Consider the following 17,262-nt stretch of genomic DNA (forward strand, 5'->3'; position numbering starts at 1 on the left):
GAAGGACTGTTTCTATGACCGGGGAACTGCAGGGGTCGCGCGCGCTGGTGACCGGTGCCGGGCACGGCATCGGCCGCGGGATCGCGCTCGGTCTGGCGGCGGCCGGAGCGGACGTGGTGGTGCACTACGGGAAGTCCGCCGACGCGGCCGCGCGGACCGTCGCCGATATCAAGGAGCTCGGTCGCAAAGCGATCGCGGTCGGCGCCGACGTCACCAGTACGGCGGACGTCGGCCGGCTGCTCGACGAGACGGCCGGGTTCCTCGGCGGACTCGACGTACTGGTCTGCAACGCCGGCCACCTGATCGGCCGGGTCACGGTCGAGGAGATGACCGACGAGCACTTCCAGCAGGTGGTCGACGTGAACCTCGGGGCGACGTTCCGGACCGCGCGGGCCGCGATCCCGCACCTCGCGCAGTCGGCGAACGCCCGAATCATCACGATGGCGTCGCTCGCCGCGCACAACGGCGGCGGTCCCGGGTCGGTCGTCTACGCGGCGGCGAAGGCCGGGATCCGCGGCTTCACCAAGGGTCTCGCGAAGGAGCTCGGGCCGCGCGGCATCACGGTCAACTCGGTCGCACCCGGATACATCGCGGACACCGCGTTTCATAAAACGTTTTCCACCGACCAGGCACAGGCCGCGATGGTGGCCGGAACGCCGATCGGCCGCGCCGGCCAGGTCGAGGACGTCGCCAACGCGGTCCGGTTCCTGGCCCTGCCGGAATCCGGCTACCTGACTGGCACCACGATCGACATCGACGGTGGCACGTGGCCCCGCTGAACGGAAGTCCGCCCACGGAACGCGGCGGCTGGTGGCACGAGTACGTCTGTCCGGCACACGGTGTCGAACTCGCCCACATCGGGTTCGATTCCGGAAACTTTCCGGCCGGCGGCGTACCGTGTCCCCACGGTTGCCACGTCGACACACCGGCGGTCCGCGGCGCCTGGACCGTCCTCGCGCATCACTTCTGGGCCCGCCGCATCCGCCTGCTCGCGTACCAGGGACAGGGTGCCGACCTCCTCACGTCGTACGCACGGCTGTACTCCGAACTGACGAAGGCAGGCGAACACGAGCAGGCCCAGGGCTGGATGCAACGTGGCCGCCTCTTCCACCAGGCCCTCACCGACGCCGTCTGGGGCGTCCCGATCGGCCACGCGGTCCTCACCCTGACCGAGCACCCCGACCGGGGCGGGCTCGGGGAGACGTTGCCGATGCTCGACGACATGGTCGCGGGCGCCCGGCTGGCCCGGGACGCGATGGTTGCCCAGGACAACTTCTCCTCGAACTACACCGCGTGGTTCAACGCCCTCGGTACGACGGCGAGCCAAGCGGCCGCCGCCGTACGCGGTGAGGCCTGGGACGGTGCCGCGGAGTGGCTGACCGGGGAACACGGTCAGTTCGCCCACCTACACGCGGCGACCGGCGAGGACGGTTGGGAGTGGGAGTCGAGCACGTACTACCACGGTTTCGTCCTCCGCGCGTACCTCCTGAGTCTCCGCGGCTTCGACCCGTCCCAGGCGCCGGACCGTCTCGAGTCGATGATCCGTGCGCTGTCCGAGATCGCCACCGACGGCGGCATCCTCCCAGCCCTGCACGACGGCCCCTACCGCCGCCGGCCGCTGGCTCTCGAATGGCTCGAGCTCGCTGCCCTCGCGCAGCAGTTCACCTCCAATCACTCCCTCCAGGCCATCGCCACTCAGGCCCGCATCGAAGCCGGTCCCACCTACGACGGCCTCGAAGACACACTGACCAACTGGTTCATCGCCCCAGCCCGAGCTGACAACCACCCGCATGCTGCTTCTTCGGTCGCGGCGGCTTCCGTCGCGCAGCCGGTTCGGACGAGCTCGGCGCGGCCGCGGATCGTCACCACCGCCGCGTTCGCCGTCGTCCGGACCGCCGGGATCCACGCGGTTCTCGACCATGGGCCGCACGGTGGTTCCCACGGTCATCACGACAAACTCGCGCTCTATCTGTACGGCGTGAGCACGCCCTGGCAGCCCGATCCGGGCCAGGTCCCGTACGGCCATGCCCAGTGGCGCGACCACTACAAATCCGTCGCCGCCCACCCGACCATCCGCATCGACGGCCTCGAACCCGCCGAGGCGACCGGCCAACTGATCCACGACGACAACTCCGTGACAGCCACGATCGACGGCTGGTACGACGGCGTCCGCGCAACTCGCAAGCTGATTGCCGCCGACAACTACCTGCTGGACGTCGTCCGTGTGAGCGCCGACCGCAAACGTGAGATCGTCCTCCAGTTCCGCCCCGACGTGGACCTGACCGTCGAAGTCGCGCCGAACGCGATCCGTACCACCTGGACCGGCGACGAGAAGCTCTACGGCTACCACCGCGGCAACGGGATCCCGCTGACCCGCCCCGGCCCCGGTCCCGCCGACGACCCGCAGCGCACTCGCACCTGGCTCGACTGGACCGTCGTCGGCACCGAGGCGACCTTCTGCTCCGTCTACTCGACCACCCCGCTCGACACAGCTCTCGCCGAGGTGATCACCGATGTTTGACCAGCGCATCGACGTACTCCGTGACGGTCTGGAAACCCGGTACGCCGCTCAGTGGCGACGGCTGCGCGAACAGTGCGACTGGTACCGCACCCAGACCCCGCCGACCGAGCATCCGTCCGCCAGCATCACCTACTTCGGACCGGCCGCCGCCAACCTCGCGCTCGCCTACCGGCTGACCGGCAACGACGGCTACCGCGCCGAGGCAGCCCGCTGGATTTCGGCGGCCATCGGTTTCCCGCACTGGGGCAAGGCGCACATGCCGGACCACGATCTCGACGCGGGCTGGCTGCTGCACGGCCTGTCGCTCGCGTCGACGTGGCTCGGCGACGACTTCGAGCTCGCCGCCGGGTTGCGCGCGAAGCTCGAGTTGCAGGGGGCGCGACTGTACGAGTTCGCAGTCGAGTCCGAGGGGTCGTGGTGGAGTTCGTCGTACTGGCAGAACCACAACTGGATCTGCTACACGGGCCTCGCGACGGCCGGCTATGCGCTGGGTCGTGCCGAGTGGACCGAGCGGGCGAAGGCGAACTTCGCGACCGTGCTCGAGCTGCTGCCGGCGGACGGGTCCTCCATGGAGGGCGTCGTCTACTGGCGGTACGGCGTGCCGTGGTTGGCGACGTACCTGGATCTTCTGCAGGACCAGGAAATGCTCGACTGGTGGCAGCGTTTTCCGTTCCTCGCGAACACGTTTTCCTACCGGTTGCAGCAGTGCGCGCCAGGGTTCGAGGAAAACATCGACCACGGCGACTGCCACGACCGGCGCAGCGGACACAGCGTCGCGCTGTACCGGAAACTCGCGTCGGCGTACCGGATCGGCGAGGCGCAGTGGCTGGCGGACCTTGTGTCCGAACGCTTCTTCTGGCGGGAGGCGTACGCGAGCGGCGTGAAGCCGGGCGTGATGCCCGAGGCGTACCTGGAAATGCTCTGGTACGACGATTCCGTGCTGCCGGTCGACCCGGAGAAGAGCGCGCCGCTGTCGGCGTACTTTCCGGACCTCGGCCTCGTCACGGCACGCACCGGCTGGGACGACAAGGCGACGATGGTGTCGTTCAAGGCGGCGCCGGGCGGTGGGCACCAGGCCTGGGAGACGTCGCACCGGCTCGACCGCGAGCGCGGGTGGGACACGTTGAGTGCCGGGCATCATCACCCCGATTCCGGGTCGTTCGTGCTCACGTCGCGCGGCGCTTTCCTGGCGGTCGACGAGGGGTACAGCAACCGCAAGCGGGCCGGCGACCACAACCTGATCCTGGTGGACGGGTTCGGGTACGCCGACGAGGACCGGTACCACGTGTACAAAGGGATCCCGTACGAGCGGCAGGCCGAAATGGTCGACGTCCTCGCGGCCGACGGCATGGCGCACGCGACGGCCCGGATCGCCGCCATGTACCCACCCGAGCTAGGCATCACGCGCCTCGACCGCACCCTGGTCTTCACACCCGCAGGCCGAATCGTGCTGCTCGACCGGTGCGCCGCGGAAGAACCACGAGACTGGACCTTCCTACTCCACGCCGACTGGCCGATCGAATACGGCCAAGGCATCGCAAATGCCCGATCCGGACGGAACCCAGCCGGAGCCGGAACAGGCACCGGAGCAGGCACAGGAGCAGACACAGGCGAAGGAGCGGGAGTTGGTGCAGGTACTGGAGCGGCAGTTGGTGCTGGGGCAGGCACACGCGCGGTGGATGGTGACGAGATCGTGCTGCGCTCCGGGTCGGCTCAGGCGTGGGTCCGCTTCCATACGCCGGTGACCGTCGACGTATCCGTGACCGAGGTCGAGGCGAACCCGACGTCGAGCACCCCGAGCCTCCGCCTGACCCGCACCATGCACACCCTCCGCGCCACCGCCGAACGCTCGACCGTCGCCACCCTCCTCACCACGATCGAACCAACCTCGGCCCTGCACCCCACTCCTCCCACCGCCCGCTACCTCTCCGTCCCCAACGGCCACGCCATCACCTTCGCCGACGAAACCGTTCTACTCACTGTCGACGGTGCGGACGGCGGCGCGTGGAGTGCGGATGCGGCGTCGGGTGGTTCTGATGGTGGGGCGGTTCGCTGTGTGATCGAGACGCCGGACGGGCGGAGCACGGTATGAGCGCGCCGCGGGGGTCAAGGCTCAGCCGGCGGGCGCTCGACTGGCTGGGGTGGATCGCCAGCCCTGCGCTGGCGGGAGCCGCCTTCTCGATCCTGTGCCTGGGGATCGTCACCTGGCTGCCCGCCCTGGCCGCCGTCGGATTCGCGCTCAACCGGTGGCGGACCGACGGTGACACGCGTTGCTTCACCGGCGTATTCGTCGGTTGGCGCCGCTACTGGCGCCGATTGCTGCCGCACTCGATCCTGATGACCGTCGCCGTACTGATTGCCACCAGCAACTTGTCTTTCCTGTCTGGCCGATCCGGACCGCTCGTGCTGGCGTTGTTCATGATCCACGTGGGCCTGATCGCCGCCGCGATCACCTACCACCTGGCACTCGCCGTCACCGCCGGCCGGACCCCCTCCGGGTCCGCCACGGAATGGCGTCGGACTGCGTTCCGCTTGGCGTTCACATCCGTTCCGCGCGGCACCGCATTGCTGGGTGCCGCTGTGTCCGCACCCGTTTTCTCGCTCGTCGTCCCGGCAGGCCCACTCCTTCTCGGCACGACAGTTCCGGTTCTGGTCGGCCTGCTCGTCGCCGACCGCGCATAGTCCGTTCCCGACCGCCCTATCAGGAGGACCACCATGTCCAGAGCTGTTCCGATCCTGCTTCTCGGCGCCGCCCTCGCGCTGCCCGCCGTCCCGGCCCACGCCGCGACCGACTACTACGTCTCCACGACCGGCAGCGACGCGAACTCCGGTACGTCGTCGAGTACGCCGTTCGCCACCATCCAGAAGGCACTCGACACAGCTCCGCGCGGAGCCACCGTACATCTTGCCTCCGGCACCTATCTCCAGGACGCCGTGACCGTACGCTCCGGTGTCACGGTCACCGGCCCGTCGACCGCCGTGGTCAAAGGGGCGGGGAACTCGCGGATCTTCCAGGTCCAGCACGACGGGGTGACGCTGGCCGGGTTCACGATCGACGGGTTGTTCGGGTCGTCGTCCAGCAGGGACGGCTATCGGGGCAAGCTGATCTACGCGATGAGCACGTCGCCTGGTGACGGCGTGGGCACGTTGACGATCCGGAACATGCGGCTGAAGAACGCCGGCGGCGAATGCGTCCGGTTGCGGTATCTGATCACCAACGCCGACGTACACGACAACACCGTCGGTCCGTGCGGTGTGTACGACTTCAAGTTCGCCGGCGGCGGGAAGAACGGCGAGGGGATCTACGTCGGGACCGCACCGGAGCAGCAGGGCGAGAACGGCGCGCCCGATGCCCAGGCGGACCGCAGCCGCAACAACCACATTCATCACAATACGATCGCGACCTACGGCAACGAGTGCGTCGACGTGAAGGAGAACTCGACCGCGAACGTGGTCGAGTACAACGACTGCAGCCAGCAGAAGGATCCGAGCTCCGGCGGCCTCGACGCGCGCGGTAGCGGAAACACGTTCCGCTACAACACGGTGCATGACAACACCGGCGCGGGCGTCCGGCTCGGCGGCGACACGGAAATCGACGGAATCGACAACAACATCTACGGAAACACGATCACGAACAACGCCGCCGGCGGTATCAAGTTCATGCGCACGCCCCAGGGTCAGGTCTGCGGAAACACGATGTCCGGAAACACCGAAGGCAACTCGGTCGGCACGTACGGCGCCGACTACAACCCGACGGCGACGTGCTGATGCGCGGAGTGTCCCGCCGCACAATCCTCGGCGGCGCCATCGGCGTCGCCGGGGGAGCGCTCGGCGCCGCGAGCGCACCACCGGCAGGTGCGACCGGTACCGGGTCGTCCATGGGCCGGTCAGGGGTCGGGAGCCGGTGGGCTGCCAGTTGGGCGACGGCGCAGACCGCTCCTACTCCCGTGGACATCGACGCGACCACCGGATTCACCGACACCACGATCCGGAACACGTTCCGGCTCAGCGCCGGTGGCGCCGTCGTACGCCTGCGCTTCGCCAACCCGTTCGGCGCCACCTCTGTCGTCATCGGGCCGGTCACCGCGAACGCCGAGCCGGTTCTGTTCGGCGGCGAGAAGGACGTGGTGCTCGCGGCCGGCGCGACGGTGGTGAGTGATCCCGTATACGTCGCCGTACCGGACGGTGGCGATCTGACCGTCAGCATGTACCTGCCCGGCCCGACCGGACCGATCAGTTTCCACCGGAACGTGCATTCGACCGGTTACGTCGGCAACCGCCCGACCAACTCGGTGTTCCTGCTCAATGGCATCGACGTCGAGGCCGCCGGACGATCGGTCATCGCGGTCCTCGGCGACTCGATCACCGAGGGCGTCGGAACCCCCGACAACGCGAACCTCCGCTGGCCCGACCAGTACGCCGCGCGGTTCCGACGGCGCCCCGCGATCGCGAATCTCGGCATCAGCGGGAACCGGGTTCTGCTCAACGACGCCCGTTTCGGTCCGAGCGGACAGTCCCGCTTCGACCGCGACGTCCTGAGCCTGCCGAACCTGCAGACCCTCGTGGTGTTCCTCGGTATCAACGACATCCAGCAGCCGCCGAGCCAGACGCACCCAGGACGACTGCTCCAGGGATACGAGCAGCTGGTACGACGTGCACACGACCACGACCTCGAGATGATCGGCGCGACGATCGGCCCGTTCAAGGGCTGGATCCGCTACACCGGCGAACTCGACCAGGTCCGCGACGACGTCAACGCCGTCCTGCGGCGCGGACGCCTCTTCGATCAGCTCCTCGACGTCGACGCCGCCCTGCGTGACCCGGCCGACCCGGCCCGGCTCCGTGCCGCCTTCGACAGCGGAGACGGTCTGCACCCCAACCAGGCAGGCGCGCAGGCGATCGCCCTGGCCCTTTGAGAGGACCCCTATGCCAGACCTCAGCATCCGCCGGCGAACAGTCCTCGGCGGCATGATCGGCACCGCCACGGCACTGTCACTTCCGGCTTCCAGTTGGGCCGCCACCAGGACCGCAACTGCCATCGACGAGCTCCGCCGTCGCTGGCAGACCTTGCTCACTGGCGGGCCGACCGTCGACCCGTCCGATCCCGACCTGGCAGTCGCGATCGCGCGCGTGGACCGCCTCGCCCAGTCCGCCCTCGCCACCCTCGACCGCTCTACGGGACGAACGGCGCTCTGGCCGGATCTCGCGAGTACGACGCTCTCCAACCACGTCGCCTCGAACTTCCGCCGGATCAAGCAGATCGCCGTCGCGTGGGCCACCAACGGTTCGGCGTACCACGGCAACGAGTCCGTCGCCGAGGACATCCGCGGCGCCCTCGAGTGGATGCACGCCAACCGCTACAGCCCCACGCTGCCGCGGTACGACAACGACTACGACTGGGAGATCGGCGGCGCCTCCGCGTTCGCCGACACGCTGGTCCTGCTGTACGACGTGATTCCGGCGGAAACGCGGACGACGTACACGGCGGCCATCAACCACTACACGCCGGACCCCAACCTGTGGCGTGCCGACCGGCAGATCGCGACCGGCGCGAACCGGGTCTGGATCGCCACCGTGGTAGCGACCCGCGCGGTCCTCGACGGCGACACGGCCGCGCTGGTGCGCGTGCGCGACGCGATCAGCGACGTCGACGGCAACGGCGCGAACAGCGTGCTCGCCTTCAACGACGCTCCCGGCCGCCTCGACGGGACGGGCGAGGGCTTCTACAGCGACGGTTCGTTCCTGCAGCACTACAAGCATCCGTACAACGGCGGCTACGGCAAGGAACTGCTCGGAACGCTGTCCTCCCTGTTGTACCTGCTCGGCGGCACCGAGTGGACCGTCACGGATCCGGACCTGGAGAACATCTACGGCTGGATCAACGACGCGTTCGACCCGCTGATGGTCCGCGGTGACCTGATGGGGTCGGTCTGCGGTCGCGAGATCGCACGACCCAGCAAGCAGAACCACGCACCGACGCAGACGATCATCGAGGGCACGCTGCGGATGATCCCGGCCGCGCCGGCGGAACGCGCCGTCCAGCTCACCGCTCTCGTCAAGCAGTGGATCATCGAGGACACTTTCCGCGATTTCCTGAAGGTGACCGATCCGGCGTCGCTGGTCGCGGCCCGGAACGTGCTCGCGTCGTCCACGACCGCCCGCGGTCCGCTGGTCCTGCACAAGCAGTACCCGCGGATGGACAAGGTCGCGCACCACCGCCCGGCGTTCACGATCGGCCTCAGCGCGTACTCGTCCCGGATCTACAACTACGAGTCGATCCAGAACGAGAACCTGCACGGCTGGCACCTGTCCGACGGGATGGTGCTGGTGTACGACGACGACCTCGGTCACTACTCGGGTGACTACTGGCCCACGGTCGATCCCTACCGGTTGCCGGGGACAACGATCGATACGCGGCGACTGGCCGACTCCTACGGTTTTCGCAAGACCAGTGAGGCCGACTGGGTCGGCGGTACGTCGGTTCCGGGCCGGACGATCGGTGCGTACGGCATGGATCTGCGCGGATACGGGACGAACCTGCGCGCGTTGAAGAGCTGGTTCCTGATCGACGACGTGATGGCCTGCGTCGGCTCGGACATCACCGGCGACGGTGAGGTCGAGACGATCGTCGAGAACCGCAAGCTGCGCACCGGCGACGAAACCTTCACCGCCGCGCCGGGCTGGTGTCATCTCGAAGGCACCGGCGGCTACGTTTTCCCCGACCGCCCGCCGATCCGGACGTTGCGCGAGAACCGGACCGCCACCTGGCGCGAGATCAACCTGAAGTACGGCACGGACACCCCGGTGACTCGCCCGTACCAAACCGTGTGGTTCGCGCACGGGACGGCGCCGGTCGGGCAGGGCTACTACTACGTGCAACTGCCGACAGCGACGCTGGCGCAGACGAAAACGTTCGCGGGGAAGCTCCCGGTGCAGAAACTGCGTGCGGACAACACGGCACACGCGGTCCGGCTCCACCGCGTCCTGGCCGCCAACTTCTGGACGGCCGGAACCGTCGCCGAGCTCACCGCCGACGGCCCGGCCTCGGTCGTGGTCGCCGGCGGAACGATCGCGATCTCCGACCCGACGCAGACCCGCAGCTCGGTCACCCTCGACGTCGACAAACCCGAGCTGCTCCCGGAGAACGTTGGCGACGGTGTGACGGTGACCCGACACGGCCGCGGTTGGCGCATCGTCATCGACACCACCGACCGTCACGGCGGCACCGCAACCGTCACCTTCCGCTGAGTCTCACCGAGAGGAACCCGAATGCTGGTCGACATGCCCTTGGACCGGTTGCGTGAGTACCGGCCGGAGCCGGAGGAGCCCGCGGACTTCGACGCGTTCTGGAAGCAGACGCTCGACGACGCGGCCGGCCACCCGATCGACGCCCGGTTCGTACCGTACGACGCACGTCTCGCGACCGTCGAGGTCCAGGACGTGACGTTCAGCGGCTGGGGCGGTCAACCGGTGAAGGCGTGGCTGCTCCTGCCACGTCACCGCACCGGCCCGCTGCCCGCGGTCGTCCAGTACATCGGCTACAACGGCGGGCGGGGGATCCCGTACGAGTGGCTGACCTGGAGCGCCGTCGGGTATGCGCACCTGGTCATGGACAACCGCGGTCAAGGTGGGGGCGGAAAAACCGTGGCGGAAACTCCGGACATCGCGCCGGAAGGACACGGATCGGCGGCACCCGGTTTCCTGACCCGCGGAATCGAGGATCCGGCGAAGCACTACTACCGCCGCCTGATCACCGACGCCGTGCGCGCGGTCGACGCCGCGAAGAGCAGTCCCGACATCGACAGCGATCGCGTCGCCGTACTGGGCGGCAGCCAGGGCGGCGGACTTGCGCTCGCGGTCGCGGGGCTACGCGACGACCTGTCCGCAGCGATCGCCGACGTACCGTTCCTGTGCCACTACCGGCGGGCGTCGCAGATCACCGACAACGGTCCGTACGCCGAGATCGCCCGCTGGCTCAAGGGACACCGGTCCGGGACGGAAACCGCGATCGGAACACTGTCGTACTTCGACGCGGTGAACTTCGCCGCCCGCGCCACCTGCCGCGCGTGGTTCTCGGTCGCCCTGATGGACAACATCTGCCCGCCGTCGACGGTGTTCGCGGCGTACCACCGCTATGCCGGCGCCTCGGAGATCGAGGTGTTCACCTACAACGGTCACGAGGGCGGGGCGGAGTACGACGTACCGCGAAAGCTCAGCGCGCTCGCTTCCGCCTTCGGCCGCGGTGTTTGAGACGGAGTGCGGCCCACAGCAACAGCGCTGGTAGCCAGAGTGCTGCCAGCCACGGGAGCCGCCACCAGCCGGAGCCGCCGCCGAGTTCCGGTTGGGCCGCAGCGACGAGTGGCCGGGCGGACGTCGACCAGGCGAGGAACGCGTCCCCGATCGGCACCGCGCCGAACAGGTACCGCTTGGTTTCGAGGCCACCCAGCGGCAGGCCGACCAGTTCGCCTTCACGGGCCAGTCGGTCCGCGAACGGATCGTTGTGCACCCGGGCGGCGCCGAGCGCGACCACCGTCGCGGACAAGCTCCTCCCGAGTACGAGCGGTCCGGAGTCGACGTCGCCCGCTCCGCTGCTGCCCTTCGGGTACTCGCGAACGCCGAGCCCGGTGACGAACTTGTCCTTGAAGACCTCGTACTGCGCTCGCGCGAACGCCGGGTCGATGTCGACGAGAAAACGCTGGATCATCGCCTGCGACGAACCCCGCGCCCCGGAGACCTGCGGCACGACCTGATGCGGAAGGAGTCCGGTCGCCGGATCCAGCTGGGTCTTCGCCGATGCGGTCCAGTCCCGCGCGACCTGCCCGAACCGTGGCGCGACCAACGCGTCGTACAGCCGCAGCGAGGCGATCGCGACGACCGAGTCGACCGGCCACGCCTGACCCGGGTACGCCTGGAGAAACGGTGTCCGCGCGGTCCGGAAAGCGGTGGCGATCTCGACCGACTCGCTGGTGAAGGTGTTGCGTTCGGCGGCATCGGACTGGCCGAGTGCGATCAGCCCGCCGCGCAACCAGTTCGTCCAGCCCGCGTAGAAAACGCCGTACTCCGGCTGCAAGGACTCGTCGAATGGCGCCGTGCCGTCGGGCGACGCGATGCGCTCGAGCGACCAGCGCACCTGTGCCGTCGCGTCGGCGGCTCGGGCGGGGTTGTCGATGCCGACCTGGACCCAGGTCAGCCCGTACAGCACGTTCAGGAAGAAATACCCTTCCGGAAACTGGTTCTGCGCAGCCTGATCCGCGCCGTGCTCGATTTCCGCGCGCAGGAACGTCAGCTGCTTGACCACGCCGCGGGTGGGATCGGTCCAGGGGAGGACCAGACGTGCGGTGCCCACCCCTGCCACGACCGTGGCAATCACCGCCACGCCGATCAGGAGCTTGCGCAGCACCCGAGCCAATCTAGACCGTCTTCGGCAACCAATGGCGGTCCGCCGGGTGACCATCCGGGGACTGGACGCGGCAGCGCCGCAGCAGGGACTCGGCGGCGCCGGAGCTGTCAGGTCCCGAGGGTCGACTCCCTGGGGATCAGCCGGGTGGGCAGGTGCGTGGGGCCGGGGTGCGGGGAGCCGGCGATCGCGTCGATGAGGAGATTGGCGGTCCGCCGGCCGAGCTCCTCGAGCTCCATGTCGACGGTCGTCAGCGGCGGACGGCTGGCCATCGCCATCACCGACCAGTTGTCGTAGCCGGTGACCGCGATGTCGTCGGGGACGGAGCGGCCGAGCTCGCGCAGCCGGTCGCAGACGCCGCGCGCGATCTGGTCGCTGCCGCAGGTGATCGCATCGACGTCCGGCTGGGTCCGGAGCAGTACGTCGACGGCGTGCCGGCCCCAGCGCTCGCTCCACTCGCCGTACAAGGGCTCGCCGAGGAACGCGGCCGCCGCCTCCCGGCTCGTCGCTGCCGCGCGGATCCGGGCGCTGAGGTGGGACTGCGGGCCGGTGACGTGCGCGATCCGCTCGCGGCCCAGCGCCATGAGGTGCTGGACGGCCGACGCGGCGCCGCCGGAGTCGTCGACGAGCACCGAGGTGTCGCGCGGGTCCTTGGACGGGCTGAACGCGTAGACGACGGGGATCGGCGCGTCGATCGGCTCGCGCGGCTCCGTGCGGCGGCCGGTCACGATGATGCCGTCCACCCGGCGGGCCACCAGCGACTTCAGGTAGTGGTGCTCGCGGAGCGGGTCGTCGCGGGTGTCGCAGAGCACGAGCGCCATCTCGCCGGCGCTGAGCGCGTCCTCGGCCCCGAGCATGATCGGGATGCTGAACCGGCCCGAGCTGTCCGTGGTGATCAGCCCGACCGTAAAACTGCGGCCGGACGCGAGCGCGCGGCCGCGGCCGTCGGGGACGAACCCGAGCGTCTCCGCGGCCTGCTGGACCCGCATCCGGGTCTCCTCGCGGAGGTGACCGGTACGGTTGAGCGCCTTCGACGCCGTGCTCGCCGAGACGCCTGCCAGTGCGGCCACGTCCTTGATTCCTGGCGAGCGGGTGATCCGTGACGCCATGCGGCAACTCCTTTCCTCAGCTTTCCGGGAACGGTACCTCAGTTCGCCCGGGCCGGCTCCGAAGTTATCCACAGGTAGGGGTTGACCTGGCTCGGCATCATCCCTACCTTCGTGCAGGAAAACGTGTTCCGGATTTTCCTACACAGGAGTCACCGCCAGATGAGCGCTTCCCCGGAAACTGTCAGCACTGTCAGTACTTCCCGCAGCCCGGCCGCGACCACCAAGGGCCGCCGGCACCCTCTCGGACTCGGCCAGGTCACCATCACCGGTGGCTTCTGGGCGCCGCGGCAGGCCCGCAACGGCGCCGACGCGATCCCCAGCGGCCAGGACCAGCTGGAGAACGCGGGCAACCTCCAGAACCTCCGGCTCGCCGCCGGGATCGGCGAGGGCGAGGCGATCGGCCCGGTCTTCGCGGACTCCGACGTCTACAAGTGGCTCGAGGCCGCCGCGTGGGAGTACGGCCGCAACCCCGACGACGGCCTGCTCGCACGGATCCGCGACCTGACCGCGGTGGTCGCGGCGGCGCAGCGCGAGGACGGCTACCTCGACTCGGTCGTCCAGCTCCGGTACGGCGACGAGGGCCGCTACCAGCAACTCGTCTGGAGTCACGAGCACTACTGCGCCGGCCATCTGATCCAGGCCGCCGTCGCGCAGGTCCGCTGCACCGGCGACCGGGCGCTGCTCGACGTCGCGATCAAGCTCGCCGACCACCTGGTCGCGACCTTCGGCGACGACAGGACGGTCGACGTCGACGGCCACCCGGTCATCGAGATGGCCCTGGTCGAGTTGTATCGAGAAACCGGTACGGCGGCGTACCTCGACCTGGCCAAGTGGTTCGTGGACGCGCGCGGTCACGGAATCATCGAGCGGCACGGCCATTCGCCGGCGTACTTCTCCGACCGCGTTCCGGTCCGCGAGGCGACCAGCGTCGAGGGCCACTCGGTCCGCGCGGTCTACCTGGCCGCCGGCGCCGCCGACGTGGCGCTGGAGACCGGCGACGACGAGCTGCTCGATGCGCTGAAGCGGCAGTTCGACCACATGTGGTCGACGAAAACGTATGTCACCGGCGGACTGGGCGCGCGCTGGGAGGGTGAGGCGTTCGGTGACGAGTACGAGTTGCCGGCGGACCGCGCGTACGCCGAGACGTGTGCCGCGATCGGCGGCATCCAGTGGGCGTGGCGGATGCTGCTCGCGACCGGTGAGGCGTTCTACGCGGACGCCATCGAGCGGATGCTGTACAACGGTTTCCTCGCCGGCGTTTCACTTTCCGGAACGGAGTACTTCTACGTCAACCCGCTGCAGCTGCGCGGTGCGGCGTACCCGGACACCGGCCGGAGTCCGGCGCACGGGCGGCGCGGCTGGTTCGACTGCGCCTGCTGCCCGCCGAACATCATGCGCACCCTGTCCAGCCTCGACGGGTACGTCGCGACGACGACGCCGGACGCCGTGCAGGTCCATCAGTACGTCGCCGGCGTGATCAGGTCCGGTGATTCCGAACTGCGTGTCGAGACGAACTACCCGTGGGAAGGTGCCGTCCGGATCACCGCCGACGCGCCGGTCGCGGTCGAGTTGCGGATCCCGGCCTGGGCGGTCGGCGCGACCGTCAACGGCGAGCAGGTGGAGGCCGGCGGGTACGCGCGGGTCGAGGCGGCGGAGATCGACCTGCGGCTGCCGCTCGACCCGCGGATCGTCGCCGCGGATCCGCGCATCGACGCCGTCCGTGGCTGCGTCGCGCTGGAACGCGGGCCGCTGGTCTACGCGGTCGAGCAGGCGGACAACGAGGCGGACGTCGACGACCTGCATCTGTTGCCCGAGGCTCCTGTTGCGCGCGCCGCGGAACTGCTGGACGGCGTGACGCTGCTGGCGGCGCGTGGCAAGGCCGGCACCGGGCATCGGGAGGGCTGGCCGTTCACGGTGGACGCCGCCGACTCGACAGGCGCCGAGGTCGAGGTGGTCGCGATCCCGTACTACGCGTGGGCGAACCGGGAGATCGGTGCCATGCGCGTCTGGCTGCCCAGGGCCTGATCGTGCTCACCCGGCGGAAGTTCCTCGGCGCCACCGCCGCGGCGGCAGGTGGCCTGGCCGGGGCCGGTCTCGTCTCGAGTTGCAGCTCGGTCCTGCCCGAACCCGACGTCCAGGCGGCGGGTTTCGGGCAGGACGCCACCGGCACCGTGCAGGTGTGGTGCCGGGCGGCGACGCAGAGCGGTCTGACCGACCTGGTGAAGAAGTTCAACGCGTCGCAGGACCGGCTCACCGTCGAGCTGACGCCGGTCCTCGACGCGCAGTACGTGACCAAGCTGGCGACCGCGATCCGCGGCCGGAGTGTGCCTGACCTGGTCGACATCGACGACATCAACTCGATGCTGTTCATCTACCGCGACGCCTTCACCGACCTGACCGAACCGCTTTCCGCACTCGATTTCCGTGACCGGCTCAGCCCCGGTCACCTGCGGCTGGCGACGAAGGGCGACCGGGTGTACGGCGTTCCGTACCTCGCCGACAACTCGATGTTCTGGTTCAACACCGAGCTGTGCGACCGGGCGGACGTGGACCCGGACGAGGCCGTGAAGTCGTTCGGCAACCTGCTGGACGCGGCCCGGAAACTGCGGAAACTCGGCGACGACATCTACGCGTGGAGTTTCCCGGCCAACAGCCCGGGCGCGCTCGGCTTCGTCGTCCAGCCGATGATCTGGGCGGCGGACACCGATCTGATCAAGGGCGTCGTACCCGACCAGTCCGGGGACATCGTCGGGAACGACGCGGTCCGGCAGATGCTCGAGCTGCACCGGCAGCTGTGGGTCGACGGGCTGGTGCCGCGGGCGAACTTCTCCGACGACGCGTCCCGGTGGGGCAGCGATTTCCGGGCCGGGAAGGTCGGCATCTTCCCGTCGAACTACAGCGTCGTCGTGTCCGCGTCCGACGCTGCCTTCCACAAGAAGGTCACACCGCGGCTGCTGTCCGGCCCGGACGGCGGCGCCGCGTTCTTCGACGGCGGCGACAACATGTGCATCCCACGGGGTGCCCGGAACGCGTCCGGCGCCTGGGAGTTCGTCCGCTTCGCGCTCGACCTGCCGCAGCAGATCGACCTGCCGGCGGGCGGTTACACGCCCGTCCGGTCGGACGCCCGGACGTCCGAGTTCGCCGCGAAGTACCCGTTGGCGACGCTGCCGCTGGAACGCATCCAGGAGGGGTACGCGCCGACAACGCTGTCCTACAACCTCCTCTACAACCAGCCGGACGGGCCGTGGCTGCAGATGTTCCGCCGCGCCGTGTTCGACGGCGAACTGGAGGCCGCCATGAAGGAAGCACAGCAGAACTTCGACCGCATCCTCCGCCAGGGGCAGGCATGAGTACCGCGGCGCGCGGGTCGCTCACCCACCCGTCCCGGACCGGGCTGCTGCTGGTGGCGCCCGCAGTGCTGTTCGTCGCCGTCTTCGTCCTGGTGCCGCTGGCGTTCGCGCTGGTGATCTCGCTGACCAACTGGCCGTTGATCGGGACGGTGAAGTTCAACGGGCTGAAGAACTACGGCGCGATCGCCTCGGACGCGGCGTTCGCCAAGTCCGTGCTCTACACGCTGCTCTACACGGTCATAGTCACCGGGCCGATCCTGGTGCTCGGCTACGCACTCGCCGTTCTGGTACGGCGGAAACGCCGCGGTTCGACGCTGCTGCGAACCGTGTTCTTCCTGCCGTTCGTCGTCGGACTGTCCACGCTCAGCTTCGTGACGGTCCTGGAGGCGCAGCCGGACAGCGGCGTCATCAACATCGTGCTCCGCGAGCTCGGGATCACCGACGGGACGACGGCCTGGCTGGTGGACGGCCCGCTGGCCACCGGACTGATCTGCGTGCTGGTCGTGTGGGCGGTGAGCGGGCTGACCATGATGCTGCTGATGGCCGGCATGCAGGCGATCCCGCGCGAGTACTACGAGTCGGCCGCGCTGGACGGCGCCGGCTGGTGGAAACAGGAACGCGAGATCACGATCCCGATCCTGCGCCGGACGATCGCGATGGCCGTGATCATCTCGGTGATCGGCTCGCTGCTGGCGTTCTCGCAGTTCTACATCCTCACCCGCGGCGGTCCGGGGACGGACACCACCACGGTGGTCCAGTACATCTACAACCGGGCGTTCGTCCAGCTCCAGCTCGGCGCCGCCACGGCACTGTCGATCGTGCTGGTGATCGTCGTCGGGCTCGTCACGGCCGCCCAGTTCCGCCTGCTCCGCGAAAAGGACTGAC

Annotated in this window: 13 protein-coding genes; 11 read left to right on the forward strand and 2 right to left on the reverse strand. The window is 69.0% G+C overall.

Features of this window, described 5'->3' with window-relative positions:
• The first annotated feature begins 14 nt into the window (after window positions 1-14).
• Genes ABN611_RS17015 through ABN611_RS17050 form a run of 8 tightly spaced genes read left to right on the forward strand, consistent with a single transcriptional unit; the run spans window position 15 to window position 10,771 of the window.
• The gene (locus tag ABN611_RS17015; protein WP_350280856.1) at window positions 15-779 is read left to right on the forward strand and encodes an SDR family oxidoreductase; all 765 of its coding nucleotides are present in this window, start codon (window positions 15-17) and stop codon (window positions 777-779) included.
• Complete coding sequence (locus ABN611_RS17020) at window positions 767-2,521, forward strand: heparinase II/III family protein (protein WP_350280857.1); 1,755 nt, start codon at window positions 767-769, stop codon at window positions 2,519-2,521. The genes ABN611_RS17015 and ABN611_RS17020 overlap by 13 nt, the downstream gene beginning before the upstream one ends.
• Window positions 2,514-4,613 carry a hypothetical protein gene (locus ABN611_RS17025; protein WP_350280858.1) on the forward strand — a complete coding sequence of 700 codons (2,100 nt, stop codon included), beginning with the start codon at window positions 2,514-2,516 and terminating at the stop codon, window positions 4,611-4,613. The genes ABN611_RS17020 and ABN611_RS17025 overlap by 8 nt, the downstream gene beginning before the upstream one ends.
• Window positions 4,610-5,203, forward strand: coding sequence for a DUF624 domain-containing protein (locus ABN611_RS17030; protein WP_350280859.1), 594 nt, complete (start codon window positions 4,610-4,612; stop codon window positions 5,201-5,203). Before ABN611_RS17025 ends, ABN611_RS17030 begins: the two co-directional genes overlap by 4 nt.
• A gap of 33 nt (window positions 5,204-5,236) precedes the next feature.
• Complete coding sequence (locus ABN611_RS17035) at window positions 5,237-6,289, forward strand: right-handed parallel beta-helix repeat-containing protein (RefSeq protein ID WP_350280860.1); 1,053 nt, start codon at window positions 5,237-5,239, stop codon at window positions 6,287-6,289.
• A gap of 8 nt (window positions 6,290-6,297) precedes the next feature.
• A complete protein-coding gene (locus ABN611_RS17040; RefSeq protein ID WP_350280861.1) occupies window positions 6,298-7,437 on the forward strand; it encodes a GDSL-type esterase/lipase family protein in 1,140 nt (379 codons plus the stop codon).
• 10 nt (window positions 7,438-7,447) lie between these two features.
• Complete coding sequence (locus ABN611_RS17045; RefSeq protein ID WP_350280862.1) at window positions 7,448-9,769, forward strand: polysaccharide lyase 8 family protein; 2,322 nt, start codon at window positions 7,448-7,450, stop codon at window positions 9,767-9,769.
• 21 nt (window positions 9,770-9,790) lie between these two features.
• Window positions 9,791-10,771 carry an acetylxylan esterase gene (locus tag ABN611_RS17050; protein WP_350280863.1) on the forward strand — a complete coding sequence of 327 codons (981 nt, stop codon included), beginning with the start codon at window positions 9,791-9,793 and terminating at the stop codon, window positions 10,769-10,771.
• On the opposite strand, the gene ABN611_RS17055 is transcribed toward ABN611_RS17050, so the two are convergent.
• Both ABN611_RS17055 and ABN611_RS17060 read right to left on the reverse strand, forming a co-directional pair.
• Complete coding sequence (locus tag ABN611_RS17055) at window positions 10,734-11,921, reverse strand: hypothetical protein (RefSeq protein WP_350280864.1); 1,188 nt, start codon at window positions 11,919-11,921, stop codon at window positions 10,734-10,736. The genes ABN611_RS17050 and ABN611_RS17055 overlap by 38 nt on opposite strands.
• Window positions 11,922-12,028: 107 nt before the next feature.
• Complete coding sequence (locus ABN611_RS17060) at window positions 12,029-13,027, reverse strand: LacI family DNA-binding transcriptional regulator (protein WP_350280865.1); 999 nt, start codon at window positions 13,025-13,027, stop codon at window positions 12,029-12,031.
• 159 nt (window positions 13,028-13,186) lie between these two features.
• Here ABN611_RS17060 and ABN611_RS17065 point away from each other — a divergent pair, with 159 nt between their 5' ends.
• From ABN611_RS17065 to ABN611_RS17075, 3 genes are read left to right on the forward strand one after another with little or no spacing between them, the layout of a single operon-like run.
• Complete coding sequence (locus ABN611_RS17065) at window positions 13,187-15,052, forward strand: beta-L-arabinofuranosidase domain-containing protein (RefSeq protein WP_350280866.1); 1,866 nt, start codon at window positions 13,187-13,189, stop codon at window positions 15,050-15,052.
• Complete coding sequence (locus ABN611_RS17070; protein ID WP_350280867.1) at window positions 15,001-16,377, forward strand: extracellular solute-binding protein; 1,377 nt, start codon at window positions 15,001-15,003, stop codon at window positions 16,375-16,377. The genes ABN611_RS17065 and ABN611_RS17070 overlap by 52 nt, the downstream gene beginning before the upstream one ends.
• Window positions 16,374-17,261 (forward strand): sugar ABC transporter permease, encoded by an 888-nt coding sequence (locus ABN611_RS17075; RefSeq protein ID WP_350280868.1) that lies wholly within the window; start codon window positions 16,374-16,376, stop codon window positions 17,259-17,261. The genes ABN611_RS17070 and ABN611_RS17075 overlap by 4 nt, the downstream gene beginning before the upstream one ends.
• Window position 17,262 lies beyond the last annotated feature (1 nt).

The sequence above is a fragment of the Kribbella sp. HUAS MG21 genome (assembly GCF_040254265.1).
Classification (GTDB): domain Bacteria; phylum Actinomycetota; class Actinomycetes; order Propionibacteriales; family Kribbellaceae; genus Kribbella.